This window comes from Streptomyces sp. NPDC029526 (genome assembly GCF_040637405.1).
Taxonomy (GTDB): Bacteria; Actinomycetota; Actinomycetes; order Streptomycetales; family Streptomycetaceae; genus Streptomyces.
The window spans coordinates 1-17,637 of record NZ_JBEZWE010000036.1 but is presented as its reverse complement, the minus strand read 5'-3'; the positions used below and the strand labels follow the sequence as shown (position 1 = coordinate 17,637).

At 74.2% G+C, this 17,637-nt stretch carries 19 protein-coding genes and 2 pseudogenes; 9 read left to right on the top strand and 12 right to left on the bottom strand.

Annotated elements, in window-relative coordinates:
* The first annotated feature begins 209 nt into the window (after window positions 1–209).
* Both AB0F01_RS30895 and AB0F01_RS30890 read left to right on the top strand, forming a co-directional pair.
* Complete coding sequence (locus tag AB0F01_RS30895) at window positions 210–395, top strand: hypothetical protein (RefSeq protein ID WP_362102615.1); 186 nt, start codon at window positions 210–212, stop codon at window positions 393–395.
* A gap of 311 nt (window positions 396–706) precedes the next feature.
* Window positions 707–1,090, top strand: a complete 384-nt coding sequence (locus AB0F01_RS30890; RefSeq protein WP_362102612.1) for a hypothetical protein — start codon at window positions 707–709, stop codon at window positions 1,088–1,090.
* 29 nt (window positions 1,091–1,119) lie between these two features.
* On the opposite strand, the gene AB0F01_RS30885 is transcribed toward AB0F01_RS30890, so the two are convergent.
* Together AB0F01_RS30885 and AB0F01_RS30880 are read right to left on the bottom strand one after the other, a co-directional pair.
* Window positions 1,120–2,763, bottom strand: a complete 1,644-nt coding sequence (locus AB0F01_RS30885; RefSeq protein WP_360595307.1) for a DNA repair helicase XPB — start codon at window positions 2,761–2,763, stop codon at window positions 1,120–1,122.
* Window positions 2,764–2,969: 206 nt separating this feature from the next.
* The gene (locus AB0F01_RS30880) at window positions 2,970–5,675 is read right to left on the bottom strand and encodes a helicase-associated domain-containing protein (RefSeq protein ID WP_362102609.1); all 2,706 of its coding nucleotides are present in this window, start codon (window positions 5,673–5,675) and stop codon (window positions 2,970–2,972) included.
* A 120-nt stretch (window positions 5,676–5,795) separates the two neighbouring features.
* On the opposite strand from AB0F01_RS30880, the gene AB0F01_RS30875 reads away from it, so the two are divergent.
* The gene (locus AB0F01_RS30875; protein WP_362102606.1) at window positions 5,796–6,878 is read left to right on the top strand and encodes a hypothetical protein; all 1,083 of its coding nucleotides are present in this window, start codon (window positions 5,796–5,798) and stop codon (window positions 6,876–6,878) included.
* Between the two features lie 144 nt (window positions 6,879–7,022).
* The gene (locus tag AB0F01_RS30870) at window positions 7,023–7,745 is read left to right on the top strand and encodes an HAD family hydrolase (RefSeq protein WP_362102603.1); all 723 of its coding nucleotides are present in this window, start codon (window positions 7,023–7,025) and stop codon (window positions 7,743–7,745) included.
* On the opposite strand, the gene AB0F01_RS30865 is transcribed toward AB0F01_RS30870, so the two are convergent.
* The gene (locus AB0F01_RS30865) at window positions 7,712–7,972 is read right to left on the bottom strand and encodes a hypothetical protein (protein WP_362102600.1); all 261 of its coding nucleotides are present in this window, start codon (window positions 7,970–7,972) and stop codon (window positions 7,712–7,714) included. The two genes, AB0F01_RS30870 and AB0F01_RS30865, sit on opposite strands and share 34 nt — an antisense overlap.
* 162 nt (window positions 7,973–8,134) lie before the next feature.
* Between AB0F01_RS30865 and AB0F01_RS30860 the strand changes: the two genes are divergently transcribed.
* The gene (locus AB0F01_RS30860; protein ID WP_164333825.1) at window positions 8,135–8,518 is read left to right on the top strand and encodes a cold-shock protein; all 384 of its coding nucleotides are present in this window, start codon (window positions 8,135–8,137) and stop codon (window positions 8,516–8,518) included.
* A 253-nt stretch (window positions 8,519–8,771) separates the two neighbouring features.
* Here the strand turns inward: AB0F01_RS30860 and AB0F01_RS30855 are convergent, their stop codons facing one another.
* The 4 genes from AB0F01_RS30855 to AB0F01_RS30840 all read right to left on the bottom strand — a co-directional run bounded on the left by AB0F01_RS30855 (window position 8,772) and on the right by AB0F01_RS30840 (window position 12,377).
* A complete protein-coding gene (locus AB0F01_RS30855) occupies window positions 8,772–9,659 on the bottom strand; it encodes a 1,4-dihydroxy-6-naphthoate synthase (RefSeq protein ID WP_362102597.1) in 888 nt (295 codons plus the stop codon).
* Window positions 9,649–10,344 (bottom strand): futalosine hydrolase, encoded by a 696-nt coding sequence (locus tag AB0F01_RS30850; RefSeq protein ID WP_362102594.1) that lies wholly within the window; start codon window positions 10,342–10,344, stop codon window positions 9,649–9,651. The genes AB0F01_RS30855 and AB0F01_RS30850 overlap by 11 nt, the downstream gene beginning before the upstream one ends.
* 23 nt (window positions 10,345–10,367) lie before the next feature.
* Entirely contained in the window at window positions 10,368–10,865 is a 498-nt protein-coding gene (locus AB0F01_RS30845; protein WP_362102591.1) for a DUF2771 domain-containing protein, read from the bottom strand.
* A 63-nt stretch (window positions 10,866–10,928) separates the two neighbouring features.
* Entirely contained in the window at window positions 10,929–12,377 is a 1,449-nt protein-coding gene (locus tag AB0F01_RS30840) for an MFS transporter (RefSeq protein ID WP_362102588.1), read from the bottom strand.
* Window positions 12,378–12,731: 354 nt separating this feature from the next.
* Here AB0F01_RS30840 and AB0F01_RS30835 point away from each other — a divergent pair, with 354 nt between their 5' ends.
* The gene (locus AB0F01_RS30835) at window positions 12,732–13,658 is read left to right on the top strand and encodes a DUF3027 domain-containing protein (protein ID WP_362102585.1); all 927 of its coding nucleotides are present in this window, start codon (window positions 12,732–12,734) and stop codon (window positions 13,656–13,658) included.
* Window positions 13,659–13,706: 48 nt separating this feature from the next.
* Here the strand turns inward: AB0F01_RS30835 and AB0F01_RS30830 are convergent.
* From AB0F01_RS30830 to AB0F01_RS30815, 4 genes and pseudogenes are all read right to left on the bottom strand, one after another.
* Window positions 13,707–14,006 (bottom strand): annotated as a pseudogene (locus AB0F01_RS30830) (hypothetical protein); the annotation flags it as partial.
* 35 nt (window positions 14,007–14,041) lie between these two features.
* Window positions 14,042–14,389: a hypothetical protein gene (locus AB0F01_RS30825; RefSeq protein ID WP_362102582.1), complete on the bottom strand. Its 348-nt coding sequence runs from the start codon at window positions 14,387–14,389 to the stop codon at window positions 14,042–14,044.
* Between the two features lie 21 nt (window positions 14,390–14,410).
* Window positions 14,411–15,307: a helix-turn-helix domain-containing protein gene (locus AB0F01_RS30820; RefSeq protein WP_362102579.1), complete on the bottom strand. Its 897-nt coding sequence runs from the start codon at window positions 15,305–15,307 to the stop codon at window positions 14,411–14,413.
* A gap of 250 nt (window positions 15,308–15,557) precedes the next feature.
* Entirely contained in the window at window positions 15,558–15,989 is a 432-nt protein-coding gene (locus AB0F01_RS30815) for an ATP-binding protein (protein WP_362102576.1), read from the bottom strand.
* 159 nt (window positions 15,990–16,148) lie between these two features.
* Between AB0F01_RS30815 and AB0F01_RS30810 the strand changes: the two genes are divergently transcribed.
* The 3 genes from AB0F01_RS30810 to AB0F01_RS30800 are packed head-to-tail and all read left to right on the top strand — an operon-like array spanning window position 16,149 to window position 17,467.
* Window positions 16,149–17,027, top strand: coding sequence for a helix-turn-helix transcriptional regulator (locus tag AB0F01_RS30810; protein ID WP_362102573.1), 879 nt, complete (start codon window positions 16,149–16,151; stop codon window positions 17,025–17,027).
* Window positions 17,024–17,233 carry a DUF397 domain-containing protein gene (locus tag AB0F01_RS30805; RefSeq protein ID WP_362102570.1) on the top strand — a complete coding sequence of 70 codons (210 nt, stop codon included), beginning with the start codon at window positions 17,024–17,026 and terminating at the stop codon, window positions 17,231–17,233. Before AB0F01_RS30810 ends, AB0F01_RS30805 begins: the two co-directional genes overlap by 4 nt.
* Window positions 17,234–17,257: 24 nt before the next feature.
* Window positions 17,258–17,467, top strand: coding sequence for a DUF397 domain-containing protein (locus AB0F01_RS30800; protein WP_362102567.1), 210 nt, complete (start codon window positions 17,258–17,260; stop codon window positions 17,465–17,467).
* Between the two features lie 66 nt (window positions 17,468–17,533).
* On the opposite strand, the pseudogene AB0F01_RS30795 reads toward AB0F01_RS30800, so the two are convergent.
* A pseudogene (locus AB0F01_RS30795) lies at window positions 17,534–17,637 on the bottom strand (M23 family peptidase); the annotation flags it as partial.

The following is a 17,637-nucleotide window of genomic DNA, read 5'->3' as shown; positions in this document are numbered from 1 at the left end:
TGCACGAAGGCCCACTCGGCATCGGACAGTTCATGGCGACGTATCACCCGACCATGATCCCCGATCGAAGATCATTTGACGACAGACCCTAGGGGATCGGCCCGTCCTGCCTGAGGGGTACGGGTCGGCCGGGAGGCGTACGCGCGGGGCGTGTGGATCAGGTCCGTGGGTTGATGCCCGGGCCGGGGGCGGGAAGCAACCATGGAGTCATGAGTGCAGCGACCGTCAACCCCACCGCACCGCCGGTCCGGCCGACCGGCGCGACTTCCCTCCGAGGCGACCGCCCGCACCGCGTCGGCGCCGCCCTGCGCGCCGTCCGGGTCTTCCTGGGCGCCGCCTTCGACGTGATCATTCTGGGCGAGTACGGCGAGGAGGCGGGCGTCCGCCGCCGGTAGGCGCGGCGGGCCCGCAGCTCCCCGGCTCCACCCGGGCCGGTGAGTCCGCCCGGCCCGCCGTCACCGCGGGCGGCGAGTGCCGGTACCGGCCCCGACGCGGCCCGGCGGTGCCCTCCGGTCGGCGGTGCCGGCTCGCCGGTGCCTTCCGGTTCCCTGGCACCCTCCGGCTCCTCGGCACCCTCCTGTCCAGGTCCGTTGAGCACACCGGGCGTCCCCGGGTCCGTGCGGCCCGCCACCTGAGTACGGGAACGCCCGCCGGGATGAGTACCCGGACCGGTGCGGGCGGCGCCGCGGGCCGCTTCACTGGCCGCATGAACCGTCACCGCCCCGCCGGACCCCCGTCGACGGCCCGGCAGTACCGGGCCGAGCCGGACCCCCGTGCCTGGGTGGCGCCCGCCGTCGCCACCGCGATCGGGGCGTTCCTGATCCCGGCGGCGCTCCTGCTGACGGCACTGTCCCCGATGGCGACCGACTCCTGCGGCCCCGACGACTGCTCGCGGGCGCTGACGACCGCCCTGGACCTCGCCCACGGCACCGTGCTCTACGGCGGTGTCCTCGCGGCGGGCGCCTGGCTCGCCGCGTGGCTGCTGCCCCGCACCCGCCGCTGGTCGGTGCCCCGCATCTGGCTGTCCGGCCTGTCCCTGCTGCCCTGGACGGTCGTCCTGGTGCTGCTGCTCACCCTGCCCATGGGGTGAGGGGCGGGCGCCCGCCGGCCGGGGCTCGCTCAGCCCTCCGCCAGCAGTTCGTCCGCGTCCACGATCCGGTAGGCGTAGCCCTGCTCGGCCAGGAACCGCTGCCGGTGGGCCGCGAAGTCCTGGTCGATGGTGTCCCGGGCGACCACCGAGTAGAAGTGCGCCTGGTGGCCGTCCGACTTGGGCCGCAGCACCCGGCCGAGCCGCTGGGCCTCCTCCTGGCGAGAGCCGAAGGTGCCCGACACCTGGATGGCGACCGTGGCCTCCGGCAGGTCGATGGAGAAGTTGGCGACCTTGGACACCACCAGCACGCTGATCTCGCCCTGGCGGAACGCCTCGAACAGCTTCTCCCGCTGCAGGTTGGTCGTCTCGCCCTTGATCACGGGGGCGCCGAGGTGTTCGCCCAGCTCGTCGAGCTGGTCGATGTACTGCCCGATGACGAGGATCTGCTGGCCGGCGAAGCGGCGCACGATCGCCTCCGTCACCTTCCGCTTGGTCGCGGTCGTCGCGCAGAAGCGGTACTTCTCCTCCGTCTCGGCGGTGGCGTACGCCAGCCGCTCGGAGTCGGTGAGGTTGACCCGCACCTCGACGCAGTCGGCGGGCGCGATGTAGCCCTGCGCCTCGATCTCCTTCCACGGCGCGTCGAACCGCTTCGGCCCGATCAGCGAGAACACGTCCGACTCGCGGCCGTCCTCCCGCACCAGCGTCGCGGTCAGGCCGAGCCGCCGCCGCGCCTGGAGGTCGGCGGTGAACTTGAACACGGGCGCGGGCAGCAGGTGCACCTCGTCGTAGACGATCAGGCCCCAGTCCCGGGAGTCGAACAGCTCCAGGTGCGGGTACACACCCTTCCGCCGGGTGGTGAGCACCTGGTAGGTGGCGATGGTGACGGGGCGGATCTCCTTCTTCGTCCCGCTGTACTCGCCGATCTCCTCCTCGGTCAGCGAGGTCCGCTTCACCAGCTCGTGCTTCCACTGCCGGGCCGAGACCGTGTTGGTGACCAGGATCAGCGTCGTCGACTTCGCCTGCGCCATCGACCCGGCGCCGACCAGGGTCTTGCCCGCGCCGCAGGGCAGCACGACCACGCCGGAGCCGCCGTGCCAGAAGTTCTCCACCGCCTGCTTCTGGTACGGGCGCAGCGCCCACCCGTCCTCGTGCAGCTCGATGGGGTGCGCCTCACCGTCCACGTACCCGGCGAGGTCCTCGGCCGGCCAGCCCAGCTTCAGCAGCGTCTGCTTGATCTGCCCGCGCTCCGAGGGGTGCACGGCGACGGTGTCGGGGTCGATGCGGGCGCCGACCAGGGGCGCGATGCGCTTGGAGCGCAGCACCTCCTCCAGTACGGGCCGGTCGGTGCTGGTCAGGACGAGGCCGTGCGCCGGGTGCTTGACCAGGCTGAGCCGACCGTAGCGGTCCATCGTCTCGGCGATGTCGACGAGCAGCGCGTGCGGCACCGGGTAGCGGCTGTACTGCACCAGCGCGTCGACGACCTGCTCGGCGTCGTGGCCCGCCGCCCGCGCGTTCCACAGGCCGAGCGGGGTCACCCGGTAGGTGTGGATGTGCTCGGGCGCGCGTTCGAGTTCGGCGAAGGGGGCGATGACGCGCCGGCAGTCGTCGGCCTGCTCGTGGTCGACCTCGAGGAGGAGGGTCTTGTCGGACTGGACGATGAGCGGACCATTCACGCGCGGCTGCCTTTCTGCGACGGGCTCGGCACGGGCACTGCACGGCCAATCGTCCAGTTTGCCTGATCGAGGGCCCGCACGGCCCGGAGCGGGCCGCATCGCTCCGCCGCGGACGGCGTGAGCTTGTTCACCGACGGCCGGCCGGTCCGGAGGTCACCGGCGAGCGACGGGAACCGGAGGCCCCGGTAGCGCGAGGGGCACCCGGCTCACCCCTCCCCCTCCTCGGCCGCCAGCTCCGCCACCCCCGTGATCCGGTGCAGCGGGTACGTGCGGACCTCGTCGGCGGTGTGGTCGTACGCCGTGACGAAGCCGCCCTCGACCCGGACCGGTGCGATGACCCGCTGGCTGGCGGCCCCCTCGGCGTTGACGTAGCCGATCCACAGGGCCTCGCCGGTGAGGACGGCGGCCTGCAGGGTGGCGAGGGTCTCGGCGGTGGTGGTGCGGGGCGGCTCGCCGCCGGGTGCCGTCCGGTCCCCGTCCGCGGCGGGCTTGCGCGGGGCCGTGGAGGCGAGGTCACCGGCCCGGATCGCGCGGACCGCCGCCCGGAGCAGGGTGTCGTCGGGCACCGGGGGGCCGTCCGGGACCGGTTCGGGCGCCGTGCGCGGCGGGGTGCGGCGGGCGTGCGCCCGGGTGATCACGACGTCGCCCTCGGCGGACTCGGCGGCCGGGGCGAACCCCATCGACCGCAGGCCCTCCAGCAGCGCCGCCGGGTCGGCCTGCGCGGCCAGCACGGTCGGCGCGAGGCGGCGCAGGCCCAGTCCGGCGGCCCGCTTGTCGGCGAGGATCTCGTTGAGCACGGCGTCGTCGTCGCAGCGCACGTACGCCGAGGCGGCGCCCACCCGCAGGTGCCCGTGCCGGCGGGCCACGTCGTCGATCAGGTACGCCAGCGGCTGCGGCACCGGGGTCCGGGAGTGCGCGGCGAGGAAGGCGTGCAGGTCGGAGGCGGTCTGCCCGGCGTCCAGGGCGCGCCGGACCGAACCCGGCGTGAACCGGTACACCGTCGCCCCGCCCTTGGACTCCACGTCCGCCAGCACGTCCAGCAGGTCGGCGAGGGGCCGCTCCAGCGGGCCGGGCGCGACCGCCGTCAGGTCGGCCTGGAGCAGGACGTGGTCGAGGGGTTCGGGCAGCAGCGGCGCCAGCAGCCGGGCGGCCTCGGCGGACGCCGTGGCCTGCTCGGCGGGGGAGAGGGGAGCGGGGAGCGTCGGCGGGACGGGCCGGTGGTGCACGGGCAGCTTGTCGCCGGGGACGTCGGCCGGTTCCGGCTCCCGGGCGCCCGCCGCCCCCGGCGGCTGCGGCGCGGCGGGGCCGAGCAGGGCACGGCCGTGCGTGGACAGCGCTCCCCGCCCGGTGACGCCCAGCATCTCCGCCTCGGTCAGGGTCCAGCGGGCGAGCCGGGACCGCAGGTCCTCACCGTCCCCGGACGCCGACCCGGACGCCGACCCGGACGCCGACCCGGACGCCGACCCGGAGACGGCGGAACCGGCGCCGCGATGCCCCGGGTCGGAACCCGCAGTCCCGGCAGTCCCCGCAGCCCCCGCGGCCCCGGCGCGGCCCCGCAACGGCCGCTCCCAGCGCAGCCGCGCCAGCACCGACCCCTCGGTCGCGGAGTGGCCCTCCGGCAGCCCGGCCAGCAGCGTCAGCACCCGGTGCCGCACCTCGGGCGCCGCCGACCGGTCCAGCCCCGGACCGAGCGCCGCCAGCGCCCGGTCCTTGGCGTCCCGCCCGCCGACCAGCCCCGGCGTCCGGGTCGCCGTCAGCCAGGCGGTGACCAGGTGCGCCCAGCGTTCGGCGGGCGGCCGTTCCCGCCACTCGTCGTGGGCGGGGGTCGCCGCATACCGCTCGTCGGCCTCCCCGTCGGCCGCCAACAGCCCCGCTGCATAGGCGAGTTCGACCCAGAAAGCGGCCGTGGGCTCCGGCACGTCCAGCGCGACGGCGGTCCGCTTCAGGTCCCGCACGCTCAGCCCGCCGGACCGCAGCACGGCGGGCCCGCCCTCGTCCCAGTCCTTCAGCAGCTCCTCGACCGTCGCCAGCGCGGTGAACGCCTGCCCGGCCGCCGTCGCGTCCACCACCTGCGGGCGGTGCGTGCCGGCGGACTCCACGGGCGGCGGCACCGGCTCGGTCACCCGGTGCGCCCGCCCGCCCCGCAGGTGCAGGGCGACCTCCCGCGGCAGCACCACCGTCCCGGGCGCCGTGGGCAGCAGCAGCCCGCGGTCGAGCAGCCAGCGCAGCCGGGGCGCCGGATCGGCCGTGACCTGCCCGTACGGCGGCCCCCACACCAGCCGCTCCAGCACCTCCACGGACTCCGCCGGAGCCTCGTCCAGCAGGGCCGCCATCCGCTGCCGGTCGGTGAACAGCGCGGTCAGCGACGCCACCGCGGACACCGAGTCGTGCGTGGACGCCAGCCCCGCCGCCGTCACCAGCTCCTGGATCCGCCCCGGGGACATCCCGGCGGTCGCCTCCCGCACCGAGGGGCCCAGCCCGGTCGGCGACGGGTGCTGCGGTGTGGGCGACAGCAACTCGCGGGCCGTGCGCACCAGACGGAGCACGTCGTCCCCGCCCCACACCAGCGCCTGCTCCCGCAGGGTGCCCAGCGCCGACGGCAGCGCGGCGGCCACGGCCGGATCACCGTCGTCGCCCGCCAGCAGCCCGAGCAGGTCGTCGTACGAGGCCGGGTCGGGGGCCACCGCCAGCGCCTCCGCCGCCTGGAGCGCGAACCGGTCCAGCCGTTCCAGCGCGCGCACCACCGAGGCCCGGGTACCGGCCCGGGTGGCGAGCTGCGTGAGGTCACCGGGCACGGGCGTGACGAGGTCCGGACGGCTGCGCAGGAGCGCGGCGAGGGCGGCGTCGTCCCGCCCCCGGAGGGCTTCGGCGAGGGATCGGGGCGCCGCCGCGGGCTTCTCCTCGGTGCTCATCCGCCTCACGGTAGCGGGTGGGGTATGCGTGTGGGGCGTGTGCGGTTGGGCCGGGCGATGCCACTCGCGATACCGTCGGTCGACGGTGTGAGCCAACGCATCCGCCCCCGAGGGGACTTCGTGGGTATCGAGAGTGACCAGGTCGTCTACGAGTACCTGAGCCGCGTCGGCGACGTGGCCCAGCAACGGCAGCTGCCCTCGGCGGCACGCATGCGGCTGGTCACCGAACTCCGCGACGAGATCGACCGGCGCCGCGCCAAGGCCGTGGTGGACTCACCGGCCGCCGTGCGCCGCATCATCTCCCGGATCGGCACGCCCAGCGAGGTCGTCACCGCGGCCACGCGGACCGCCGACGCCTCCGGGGCCGGGCCCGCCGACACCCCGGCTGCGAGCGCCCCCGCCGCCGTCCCCGAGCAGCGCGACCCCGCCGCACGGGAGGCCCGGCGGGCCCCCGCCGACCTGACCAAGCGTCCCGGGCGGCCCAAGGGCGTCCTCGGCCGCATCGTCCCGGGCCCGCGCCCGGCCGCCCCAGCCCGGCCGGCCGGCGACTCCGCGCCCGCCCCCGCCGACGTGCCGTCCCGGCCCGTCCCCTCCTCGCCGCACCGCGCCGGAGCGGACGAACTCGGGGACAGCGCGGCCCAGCCCGACTGGTGGCGGGTGGACAGCAGTCCGTTCGGTGTCGGCGACGAGGTGCCCGGGTTCGTCGGCGGGGTGGAGATCCCGGAACTGCTGAAACCCCCGCCGGCCCGCGAGGAGCCCACCGGGGCCGGACCCCGGGAGCCGGACGGGGACGAGGGCGGAGCGGCTGCCGTGGAGGCCGACGTGGCGGCCCCCGCCCGGCGCCGCCTGTGGCGTCCGGCCGCCGGGAGCTGGAACAACCCGCTGCTGCTCCTGGCCGCCGCCCTGCTGGTCGCGGGCGCCGTCCTCGGCACCTGGCTCGCCCTGCTCCTCGGCTGGCTCATCGCCTGGGCGTCCCGGCGGCTGACCCCGGCCGAGTCGAAGTGGGCGGTCGTGATCATCCCCGGCCTGTCCCTCACCGCGGGACTCACCTGGCTCTGGGGCCGCAGCGCCGGCCGCTGGGGCGACCCCGTCGCCGAGGGGGCCATGAACGACGCGGTCGCCGAGACCTGGCCGTGGGTCGTCCGGGGAGCAGCCGTCGCCTCCGCCCTGTTTCTCGTGTGGCGCTCCCAGCGGCAGAGGTGAGCCGGGCCGCCGGACGCGACACGGACACGGGCCCCCGTCCCGCGCCCCGGCCGGACCCTCCGCGAGGGCGGGGTGCCGTCCGGTGGCGGCCGGTGCCGTCCGGTGGCGGCGGGGTGCGTGAGGCGGCCGGGCACAATGGCCCCCATGGCCTCCACGACCCCGTTCCCGCCCATGCCGCAGTCCCCGTCCGCGGCTCCGACCCCGTCGGTGACCCCGTCCGAGACCCCGTCCCCCGCGTCCGCCGGGCCCACCGTGGGGTTCGACCTCGACATGACGCTCATCGACTCCCGGCCGGGGATCCGCGCCTGCTACCTGGCGCTGGCCGAGCGGACCGGGACGTACATCGACGCCGATCTCGCGGTGACCCGCCTCGGGCCGCCGCTCGCCGACGAGCTGATCCACTGGTTCCCGGCCGAGCGGGTCGAGGAGGTGGCGGACCTGTACCGGTCGATGTACCCGGAGTTCGCCATCACCCCCACCCCGGCCCTGCCCGGCGCCCGCGAGGCCGTCGAGGCGGTGCGGGAGGCCGGCGGGCGGGCGGTCGTCGTCACCGCGAAGTACGAGCCGAACGCCAAACTGCACCTGGCGCACCTCGGCATCGAGCCGGACGCCGTGATCGGCGGGCTGTGGGCCGAGCAGAAGGCGCTCGCGCTGCGCGAGCACGGCGCGCACGCCTACGTGGGCGACCACGTGGGCGACGTGCGCGGCGCGCGGACCGCCGGCGCGCTGGCGGTCGCGGTCGCCACCGGGCCGTGCGACGAGGCGGAACTCCGCGCGGCCGGGGCGGACGTCGTCCTGGCCTCGCTCACGGAATTCCCGGGATGGTTTTCGGACTACCGCACGGAGGGCTCACCCGACCGCGCCTGACGCCGTCCCGCCGCCGCGGAACGCAGAACTCCCGCTCCGGCCATCAGGAATCCGACGCCCATCAGCATGCTCAGCACGAACATGTAGGTGGGAAAGGGCGTCGTTCCGAGGAACAGCGGGGCCACCGTGACCAGGGTGGCCACGGCGCCGACGAAGAAGACGATGGCCCCGGCACGGATCAGACCGTCGCCGGGCGCCGCGGAATTCGCTTGGGTTTTGTCACGCACTCGACCAGGGTAGTTCCCTGCCCGAGAGAACAACCCGGGGACGTCTTGTCACCGGCCCGAGGACCATTAGCCTGGGTACCGGCGGGCCACCAGGCCCGCCCCAGTGCTATCAAGAGCCGTTTCCGAGCAGTTTTCCCGACGAGAACGAGGACGAGGACAGACGTGCCCACCGGCAAGGTCAAGTGGTTCAACAGTGAGAAGGGCTTCGGCTTTCTCTCCCGAGACGACGGCGGTGACGTCTTCGTCCATTCCTCGGTCCTCCCCGCCGGAGTCGAGACACTCAAGCCGGGTCAGCGCGTGGAGTTCGGCGTGGTCGCCGGGCAGCGCGGTGACCAGGCGCTCTCCCTCACCGTTCTCGACCCGACGCCGTCGGTCGCCGCGGCCCAGCGCCGCAAGCCGGACGAACTGGCCTCCATCGTCCAGGACCTGACCACGCTGCTGGAGAACATCACCCCGCAGCTGGAGGGCGGCCGGTACCCCGACCGCGCCTCCGGCAAGAAGATCGCCGGCCTGCTGAGGGCGGTCGCCGACCAGCTCGACGTGTAGCCCGCAGGACGCGGGTGGCGCCGACCACGCCGGCGCCACCGGGACGAGGAACGGCCGCGGTACCGGTACCGCGGCCGTTTTTCGTGGTCACGAGCGCTGCGGCGGTCGTCAGGAGTGCTGCCGCTGCCGTCCCGAGCGCTGCGGCGTCGACGCGGGACGCCACCACCCGGCAGCGTGCACCGCCCGACAGCGTGCACCGCCCGACAGCGTTCAAGGCCCGGCAGCGTGCACCGCCCGGTCGCCGCACCGTCCGTCAGGGGAACCGCAGCGCGTCCGGCCCCAGCGGGGGCACCAGGCCCTCGGCCGCCGCCCGGGTCAGCAGCCCGCGCACGGCCGCGTAGCCGTCCTCGCCGAGGTCCGCGGTGAACTCGTTGACGTACAGCCCGATGTGCTGGTCGGCGACGGCCGGGTCCATCTCCTGCGCGTGCGCCATCACGTACGGGCGGGACGCCTCCGGGTCGTCCCAGGCGGCCCGCACCGAGGCCCGCACCGCGTCCGCCAGCCCGGTCAGCGCGGCCTCGCCGAGGGAGCGCCGGGCGATGATCGCGCCGAGCGGGATCGGCAGCCCGGTGGTGTGCTCCCAGTGCTCGCCCATGTCGGCCAGCTTGTGCAGCCCGTAGTTCCGGTAGGTGAAGCGCGCCTCGTGGATGACGAGACCCGCGTCGACCTTGCCGTCCCGCACCGCGGGCATGATCTCGTGGAAGGGCATGACCACGATGTCGCCGACCCCGCCGGGCACCACGTCGGCCGCCCAGAGCCGGAACAGCAGGTACGCCGTGGACCGTTCGCTCGGCACGGCGACCGTGCGGCCCGCCAGGCCGGCGCCGGTCAGGGCCCCGTCCCGGGTCAGCACCAGCGGCCCGCAGCCCCGCCCCAGCGCGCCCCCGCAGGGCAGCAGCGCGTACTCGTCGAGGACGTAGGGCAGCACCGCGTAGGACACCTTCAGCACGTCGAGCTCGCCGCGCTCGGCCATGCCGTTGGTGACGTCGATGTCGGCGAACGTGACGTCCAGGGCGGGCCCGCCGGGCACCCGGCCGTGGGCCAGGGCGTCGAAGACGAACGTGTCGTTCGGGCAGGGCGAGTACGCGATCCGGAGCCGCTGGTCCGGCCGGTGCTGTTCGGGCTGCTGTTCACTGCTCATGCCGGTTCCAACTCTCCAGGACGGGCCCCAGCTTCCCGAAGCCCTCGGTCAGGGCGGTCAGGGCGTCGCCGATGCGCCAGGCGGCGCGGTCGCGGGGGCCGACGGGGTTCGACACCGCGCGCACCTCCAGCACGGGCACCCCCTGCGCGGCGGCGGCCTCGGCGACCCCGAAGCCCTCCATGGCCTCGGCCAGAGCCCGCGGGTGGCGGCCCCGCAGCTGCTCGGCGCGGGCGGCGGTGCCGGTGACCGTGGACACGGTGAGCACCGTGCCGGTGGGCGCGCCGGTCGCGGCGGCCACGGCCCGGACCAGGGACTCGGGCGGGCGGTGGGTGACGGTGCCGAAACCGAGGTCGGTGACCGGCAGAAAACCGTCGGCCGTCTCCGCGCCCAGGTCGGCCGCGGTGATCGCGTCGGCGACGACCAGCGAGCCGAGGGGCGCGTGCGGCGGGAAACCGCCGGCGATGCCGGCGGAGACGACCAGCCCATAGGGGCGGCCGTCCAGGGCGGCGGCGGTCAGCGCGGCGGCCGTCGACGCCGCCGCCCGGGCCGGGCCGACCCCGGCCGCGAGCAGGTCCGGGCCGTCCGCGACCGCGTGCACGTCCGCGCCCGGCACCGGCGACTCGCGCACCGGCCCCGGGAACGCCCGGGCCACCGCGTCCCGCTCGGCGGGGACGGCGGTGGCCACGAGGATCCGGAGGGACGGAGTGATCAGGCGTCCTTCTTCAGGCGGAAGGACCACAGCCCGGTCGTCTCGTTCTCGCCCTCCTTGATCGACACCAGGGTCGAGTCGCCCTGCGCGCCGTACTGGGCGTTGAAGAACACGCTGCCCGGGATGGTGCGGTACGTCTTGGTGCTGGAGTCGGTCAGCGGCTGACCGTTCATCAGGATCGTCCAGCCCTTGTCGGCGACGTCCGGGTCGACACCGAAGCGCACGGTCTCGTCCGGGTCGACCGTGATGCTCTTGACGTCCTTGTCCTTCAGGCACTTGTCGAGGTCGGACGCCTTCAGCGCCTCACCCTCGCCGCCGCAGGCGGCCTCGGAGCTCACGGAGGAGCTGCCGACGGTGATCGTGGACATCGCCGTCGGCTTGTCACAGGCGGACAGGACGAGCAGTCCGGCGGATACGGCGCCGGCGGCGACGGCGACGCGGCGGCGTCGCACAGCGCGGTGGCTCTGGGCGGCTGCGCCGCGGGGCAACGTGGTCATGACGGAAAGGCTATCGGGCGGGCCCCGCCCACCTCCCATGTGGGGTACGGCGTGGCCGGGCCGTTACGCCACTCGCGGACGCGCCGGGCCCCCGTGCCGGGCCGAGGTGAGCAGGGGCCGCACGGTCAGCAGCCAGCCGGTGCCGACGATGCCGGCGCCCACGGCCAGGCCCAGCGGGCCGATCAGGGGCATCGCGATGCCGATCGCACCGCCCAGCACCCACGCCATCTGCAGCAGCGTCTCCGAACGGGCGAACGCCGACGTGCGCACCAGCTCCGGCACGTCCCGCTGTATCAGCGCGTCCAGCGACAGCTTGGCGAGTGCCTGCGCGAAACCGGCGATCCCCGCCAGACAGGCCACCAGGGCCGCCCCGAAGAAGGTGGCGGCCACGATCGCCGCACCCGCCACACACGCCACCACCGTCACGATGATGATCTCGGGCGCGCGGGAGCGCAGCCACGCCCCGACCGCCGTGCCCAGCGCGTTCCCGGTGCCGGCCGCCACGCCGACGATGCCCAGGGACACCGCCGCGCTCTGCCCGGTCAGCGGGTGCTCGCGCAGCAGGAACGCCAGGAAGAAGATCAGGAACCCGGTCAGGCAGCGGATCGCGGTGTTCGCGGCGAGCGCGTGGGTGACGGCCGGGCCGACGGTGCGCAGTCCGGGCCGTTTGCCGTTCTTGCGGTGCGGTCCGTGCAGGTGGTTCTCGTCCGAGGCGAGCAGCGCGACGTCCTCCCCCTTCGCGGAGTCCACCTTCGACGGCAGCCGGAAGGACAGGAACATGCCCGTCACGAACAGCGCGAACGCCCCGAACAGCGGCCAGCGCGGCCCGATCTGCTGGAGCCCCGCCCCGATGGGCGCGGCCACACCGGTGGCCAGCAGCCCGCCCAGGGTCACCCGCGAGTTCGCCTTCACCAGGGAGAACGACGGAGGCAGCAGCCGCGGCACCACCGCACTGCGCACCACCCCGTACGCCTTCGAGGAGACCAGCACGCCGAGCGCGGCCGGATACAGTTCGAGGCCGCCGGTGACCACCGCGCCGGACAGCACCAGCGCCAGCAGCGCCCGCGCGAGCATCGCGCCCGCCATCGCGGCCCGGCGGCCGTGCGGCAGGCGGTCCAGGAGCGGGCCGACCACCGGGGCGAGGAGGGTGAACGGCGCCATGGTGATCGCCAGGTAGAGCGCGACCCGCCCGCGGGCCTCGTCCGTCGGCACCGAGAAGAACACGGTGGACGCCAGCGCCACCGTGATCATCACGTCGCCGGCGCCGTTGACCCCGTGCAGTTCGATCAGCTTGCCGAGGCCCGACTCGCCGGCCCCGTGCGCGTGCGTGGCCCGGCGGATCCCCCGTGCGGTCCCGGTCACCGGGAAACGCAGCGCCCGGCCGACCGCACGGGCACCGCCGCCCGCCCGGCCCGTGCCGTTGCGCCGGCCGTTGCCCTTCGTTCCCTTGGTCCCCTTCGTCCTCGGTCCACCGGTCCCGGTGGCGCCGTGGGGTGATTTCGCGGTAGCCACCTCGCCATAGTGCCCCGAGATGGCGCCGGATAGTGCTACGACGTCTGCCGGCGGGCCCGGCGCGGGCCCGCCGTGCGGCTGTCCGGCGCAATCGGTGCCGCCCGCCGGGGTCGGCACGCCGCCCGGGACCCGCGCGGGGAAGCCCGGCGCGCGGAACCCCGGAACAACCGTCGGTGTAGGCCCACGGCACGCGAGAAGGTAGCGTGCCTATCTCAGCCATCCCGCAGAATGGATGGAGGCGCGCCCGAGCACGATCCGGCGCGGACGTCGACGCGGTCCTGCGGTCCGCTCCGTCCGCCCCCCGCGCATGGGAGTGGCGCACTCGTGAGACGGCGTAGGAGAGAAGCGATACCTGTGAGCGCAGCGACAACGCGAAGCCGCACCCCCGACCGTCTGTGCGCCGAGGCCGTCGACCTCGCCCGCGCCGCAGCCGAGGAAGCCGCTGCGCCCGGTGTGGTCGGCGAACACGAGGGGCTGGTCTCCGAGGGGGACCGCGTCGTCACCCACTTCTTCGGCTGCACCGAGCTCGGCTACCGCGGCTGGCGCTGGGCCGTCACCGTCGCCCGCGCCTCCCGCGCCAAGATCGTCACCGTCGACGAGACCGCCCTGCTGCCCGGCCCCGACGCGATCCTCGCCCCGGAATGGGTGCCCTGGAGCGAGCGGCTGCGCCCCGGCGACATGGGCCCCGGCGACCTGCTGCCCACGGACGCCGACGACCTGCGCCTGGAGCCCGGCTGGAGCGGCGAGGACGAGCCCCCGCCCAACAGCGTCCTCTCCGACGAGCTGGCCGACCTCGCCGACGCGGAGGACGCCGAGGTCACCGCGGGGACCCCCGCCGACCTCGCGACACCCCCGTCCCGGGGCTCCATCACGGCGGTCGCCGAGGAACTCGGCATGCGCCGCGCCCGGGTCCTGTCCCGCTACGGACTGCACGCCGCCGCCGACCGCTGGGAGGAGGCGTTCGGCGCGAAGACCCCGATGGCCCAGTCGGCCCCCGCGTCCTGCGTCTCCTGCGGCTTCCTCGCCCCGATCGGCGGTTCCCTCGGCCAGGCGTTCGGCATCTGCGCCAACGAGTTCTCCCCCGCCGACGGCCGTGTGGTCTCCCTCGGCTACGGCTGCGGCGGCCACTCCGAGGCCGCGGTCATGCCGAAGCCCCCGCAGCCGGCCGCCCCGGTCATCGACGAGACCCGCGTCGACCCCTTCCCCCTGCGCCCGGCCCCGGACTCGGGTTCGGTCCCGGCGACGGAGGACGAGGCGTCGGCGGAGCTGGGCCACTCCTGACCCCGCGGGGCGGCCCGGCTCACGGCGGGGCCGCTCCGGGGCTGCGTTTCACCCGTCCGCGTCGAAGATCACCTCTGCCGTCGGTGCGGTGACGGCGCGCCGGAGCCAGCGGCTGAGGGTGTGGGGGTCGTCGCAGCCCTGGATGCGCTCACGGGCCTGGTCGGAGACGTCGAGGCCGCGTTCCGCGAGCACGGTGAGCACGTCTTCGGCGGCGCGCTGCCGCTCGCCTTCGGCGCGACCCTCGGCGCGGCCTTCTGCGCGGGCTTCGTCCCGGATTTCTTCGACGAGGTAGGACTTGTAGAAGGAGAGGTCCACGGTCACCTGGTTCCTGGAGAGGTGCTCGGCCGGGTCACGGCCACAGCGCTGTGGGTGTGCGCGGAAGATCAACCCTGTACTGCCTTGAGGGCCTCATCCAGCACGGCACCCAGTTCCGTCAGCGCCTCACGGGCGGTCGCCTCGTCCCCGTGCTCCAGGAGGCGCTTGGCGCGGGCATGGCGAGTGGCGAGGTCGGGGCGACGGGCGATCTCGATGTCCCTGGCCCAGGCGAGGACCCAGCTGCGCACCGGGCTGAGGGACTGCCATTCCACGGCTTTGGCGAAGGCCTCGTCCTTGGTCCGCTGCATCTCGGCCAGCCGCCCGGGAGCGACGACGGCGAGGGCGGCGCGCAGGGCATCAGGGGTCTGCTCGGGGCGGGGAACCAGCTCGTGTCCGTGGTCGGCCTGCGTGCTCATGGAGTCCTTCTCCTTCTGTGTTCATGGCGCAGCCGAGCTGACGGTGCGGTGTTCGCGGCAGTCCCGGCAGCGTGTCTCCGTCGTGGGCCCGCGGAAGGCGCGGTCGCAGCCGTCGCAGGTGCGCAGGGGGTGGCGTACCGGGGGTGGGGCGGCCGGTGGGCAGTACGGGGGGACGGCGGGCAGGGCGGCGGTGAGGCGGTGGGCGAGGAGGGCGGCGGGACGGGTGAGGGGTTCGTCCGGGAGGTCGGCGGTGAGGGCCAGGCGTACGGCGGCGGGAGTGGCCTCGCGTTCCAGCCAGGTGGCGACGCCGGGGGCGAGGTGCTCGGTGTCGGCGGCGGTGAGGAGCAGGCGGGGGTCGTGTCGGCGCAGGCCGGTGAGCAGGTCGGTCGCCTGCTGGAGCAGGGCGGCGGCGGGGAACGCGGGCCGGGGCACGGCGGGGAGGGCCTTGCGGGGACGCGGGCGGGGCGGCTGCGGTGGGCGTTCCGTCTTCGGCCGGGGGCGCGGGTCGGGGCAGCCGGTGTCGGCGGGCTGCCGCCGGTGTGCGGGCTGGTTGCAGGAGATCGTGCGGGTCACGATGCGCCCGTTGGCGGTGCGGTGGCGTTCGCGACGCAGGTAGCCGTGGGCTTCGAGCTCGCGCAGGGCGGAGGCGATCCGGGTGGTGCCTTCGGCGAAGCGTGCGGTGAGGCTCTTGATGTCGACGGGGGCGCCGGCGGGGAGCGACTGGATGTGGCAGCCGAGGCCGATCGCCAGCAGGGACAGCTCCGCGTGCTGGACGAGGTGGTTGCCGATCACCACGAAGCGGGTGGTGTGGCGGGTGTTCTCGTGGATGACGCCGCCGGTGCGGTGACGCGGTCGGGGCGGATTGCGGTCTGCGGCTGACTGGGCGCGCGGGGGCGCGCTAGGGTTTTGGGTACCCATCGAGAAGAGGTTCCTTCACTTGGCTTCTTGGTGGTCAGGCCCTCGCAACGGGATGCCAGTCCCGAGCGGGGGCCGAAGTATGTCCGGTGTGTGTGCGCTGAGCGTAGAGGTGCCGTGGGGCCCAAAATCCAGCTGAGACGGTGATGTTCACCCGCGCGGGTGATGGCGGACGCCGGGCGGGAGGGTGGGGCTTGGTGGGGTTCTTTCTCCCCCGTTCTTTGTCCTGGAAGGCGCCGACGGCGCCGGGGATTCAGATCCCGGGTTCCGGTGCCGTCAGCCGCAGTTCAGCCCAGACGGTCTTGCGCGGAAAGCGGCCCTCCGATACGCCCCAACGGTCGGCCAGAGCCTCGACGAGCAGCAGTCCACGGCCGGACTCGGTGTCGGGGGCGGGCGGTTGCGGCTGGGGGAGCCGGTCACCCCGCGTGTCGGTGACCTCGATGCGGAGGGTGCCGGCGACCACGTTGAGCGTGAGCCGGAAGTCCCGTCCCGGGACGCGGCCGTGGGTCGCCGCGTTGATGGCCAGCTCGGCGATGATCTGGCGGGCGGGGTCCACGGGCAGTCCCCAGGAAAGCAGTTGGGCTACTCCCAGGCGCCGGGCCTGGTGGGCGCCGCGTGGCGTGGGGGAGAGCTGCACGCTGAAGGTGTGGACGGGGGCGGCGGGTTCGGCGGTTCGCTGATTCACGCCACCCAGCGTGGCGGTGTCTGCGTACCGTGAGTGGTGACTTGGTGCGCACGTCCGGTCACTGTCCGGTGGTTGTCCGGTGCTGTCGGGGCTGTGCCGACGGTTGGTGCGGGTAGGGCGCCCGGTGCGTCACGGACGGTTCCGACGGAGAGGTGCGGCATGACGGCGGTCGAGGCGGGGGCGGGTCGGCTCAAGGAAGAGGCGGACGAGCCGGGTTGGGAGGTGGACCCGGACGACGAGTGGGGCGTCGCCGTCATCACCACGGTGGGGCGGCAGCTGAAGCTGCGTCGCGAGGCGGCGGGGCTGCGGGCGGCCGAGTTCGGGAGGGTGCTCGGCTACGGCGAGGACATGATCTACAAGATCGAGGGCGGCAAGCGGATCCCCCGCCAGGAGTTCCTGGACAAGGCGGACGAGGTCCTGGGCGCGGGCGGGCTCATCGCGGCGGCCTGGGAGGACGTGAAGAGGGTCCGGTATCCGAGGAAGGTGCGGGAGCTGGCGAAGCTGGAGAGGAAGGCGGTCGAGATCGGCTTGTACGAGTGCAACAGCATCCATGGTCTGTTGCAGACGCCCGATCATGCGCGAGCCCTGTTCGAGGCATGCCAGCCGCCGTACTCGCCGGACGATGTGGAACGCATGGTGACCGCTCGTATGGACCGCCAGTCCGTTTTCGAGCGAGATCCCGCACCCGCGATCCATTTCGTGCTGGAAGAGGCTCCTCTGCGGCGGGAGATCGGGGGCACAATGGTGTGGCACCAACAGCTCGAACGCCTGTTGCATCTAGGGCGGTTGTGGAACGTCACGCTCCAGGTGATGCCGATCAAGAGTGACGCCCACCCAGGCTTGGATGGCAGGATCGAGCTGCTGAAATTCGCGGACGGTACGGCCGTAGGACGTGGCGATGGAGCGTTCGGCGGGCGGCCCGTTTCCGAGCCCCGGCAGCTCCGGATTCTCGAGCTGCAATTCAGCGCCATCCGGGCGCAGGCTCTCACCCCCCGGGAGTCACTGGCCTTCCTCGAGCACCTGCTGGGAGAAACATGAAGCGCACGGTATCCACAGGAGACGCCTCCGAGCTGGCGTGGTTCAAGAGCAGCTTCAGCAGTGGCACCAACGGCGAGTCCTGCGTCGAACTCGCCCTCACCCCCGGCACCGTCCACGTCCGTGACTCCAAGAACACCGAAGGCCCTCGCATCACCATCACCCCGGACACGTGGGCGGCGTTCGTCCCGTACGTGTCCGAGGGCTGAGCGCACACGATGGTTGGGAGAATCGTGACCCGCACGGTATCCACGGTTGACGCCTCCGAGCTGGCGTGGTTCAAGAGCAGCCACAGCGACGGCACCGACGGCAACTCCTGCGTCGAACTCGCCCTCACTCCCGGCACCGTCCACGTCCGTGACTCCAAGGACACCGCCGGCCCCCGCATCGCCTTCGCCCCCGACACGTGGACGGCGTTCGTCCCGTACGTGTCCGGGGGCTGAGCGCGCGACGACCCCGAGGCGGGGGCCTCGGGGTCGCGTGGCGCGGTCAGGTGGTGCCGTGATCGGTCAGAACTGGACGCCCTTGGCGCGCAGGAACTTGACGGGGTCGACGGCGGAGCCGTAGTTCGGGGTGGTGCGGATCTCGAAGTGCAGGTGGGGGCCGCTGGAGT

Coding starts and splice junctions, on each gene's coding strand:
- AB0F01_RS30845 (WP_362102591.1), bottom strand. CDS start 10,865: ATGACCACGTTGCCCCGCGGCGCAGCCGCCCAGAGCCACCGCGCTGTG.
- AB0F01_RS30825 (WP_362102582.1), bottom strand. CDS start 14,389: ATGAGCACGCAGGCCGACCACGGACACGAGCTGGTTCCCCGCCCCGAG.
- AB0F01_RS30890 (WP_362102612.1), top strand. CDS start 707: ATGAACCGTCACCGCCCCGCCGGACCCCCGTCGACGGCCCGGCAGTAC.
- AB0F01_RS30880 (WP_362102609.1), bottom strand. CDS start 5,675: ATGAGCACCGAGGAGAAGCCCGCGGCGGCGCCCCGATCCCTCGCCGAA.
- AB0F01_RS30820 (WP_362102579.1), bottom strand. CDS start 15,307: ATGGGTACCCAAAACCCTAGCGCGCCCCCGCGCGCCCAGTCAGCCGCA.
- AB0F01_RS30895 (WP_362102615.1), top strand. CDS start 210: ATGAGTGCAGCGACCGTCAACCCCACCGCACCGCCGGTCCGGCCGACC.
- AB0F01_RS30810 (WP_362102573.1), top strand. CDS start 16,149: ATGACGGCGGTCGAGGCGGGGGCGGGTCGGCTCAAGGAAGAGGCGGAC.
- AB0F01_RS30805 (WP_362102570.1), top strand. CDS start 17,024: ATGAAGCGCACGGTATCCACAGGAGACGCCTCCGAGCTGGCGTGGTTC.
- AB0F01_RS30855 (WP_362102597.1), bottom strand. CDS start 9,659: ATGAGCAGTGAACAGCAGCCCGAACAGCACCGGCCGGACCAGCGGCTC.
- AB0F01_RS30870 (WP_362102603.1), top strand. CDS start 7,023: ATGGCCTCCACGACCCCGTTCCCGCCCATGCCGCAGTCCCCGTCCGCG.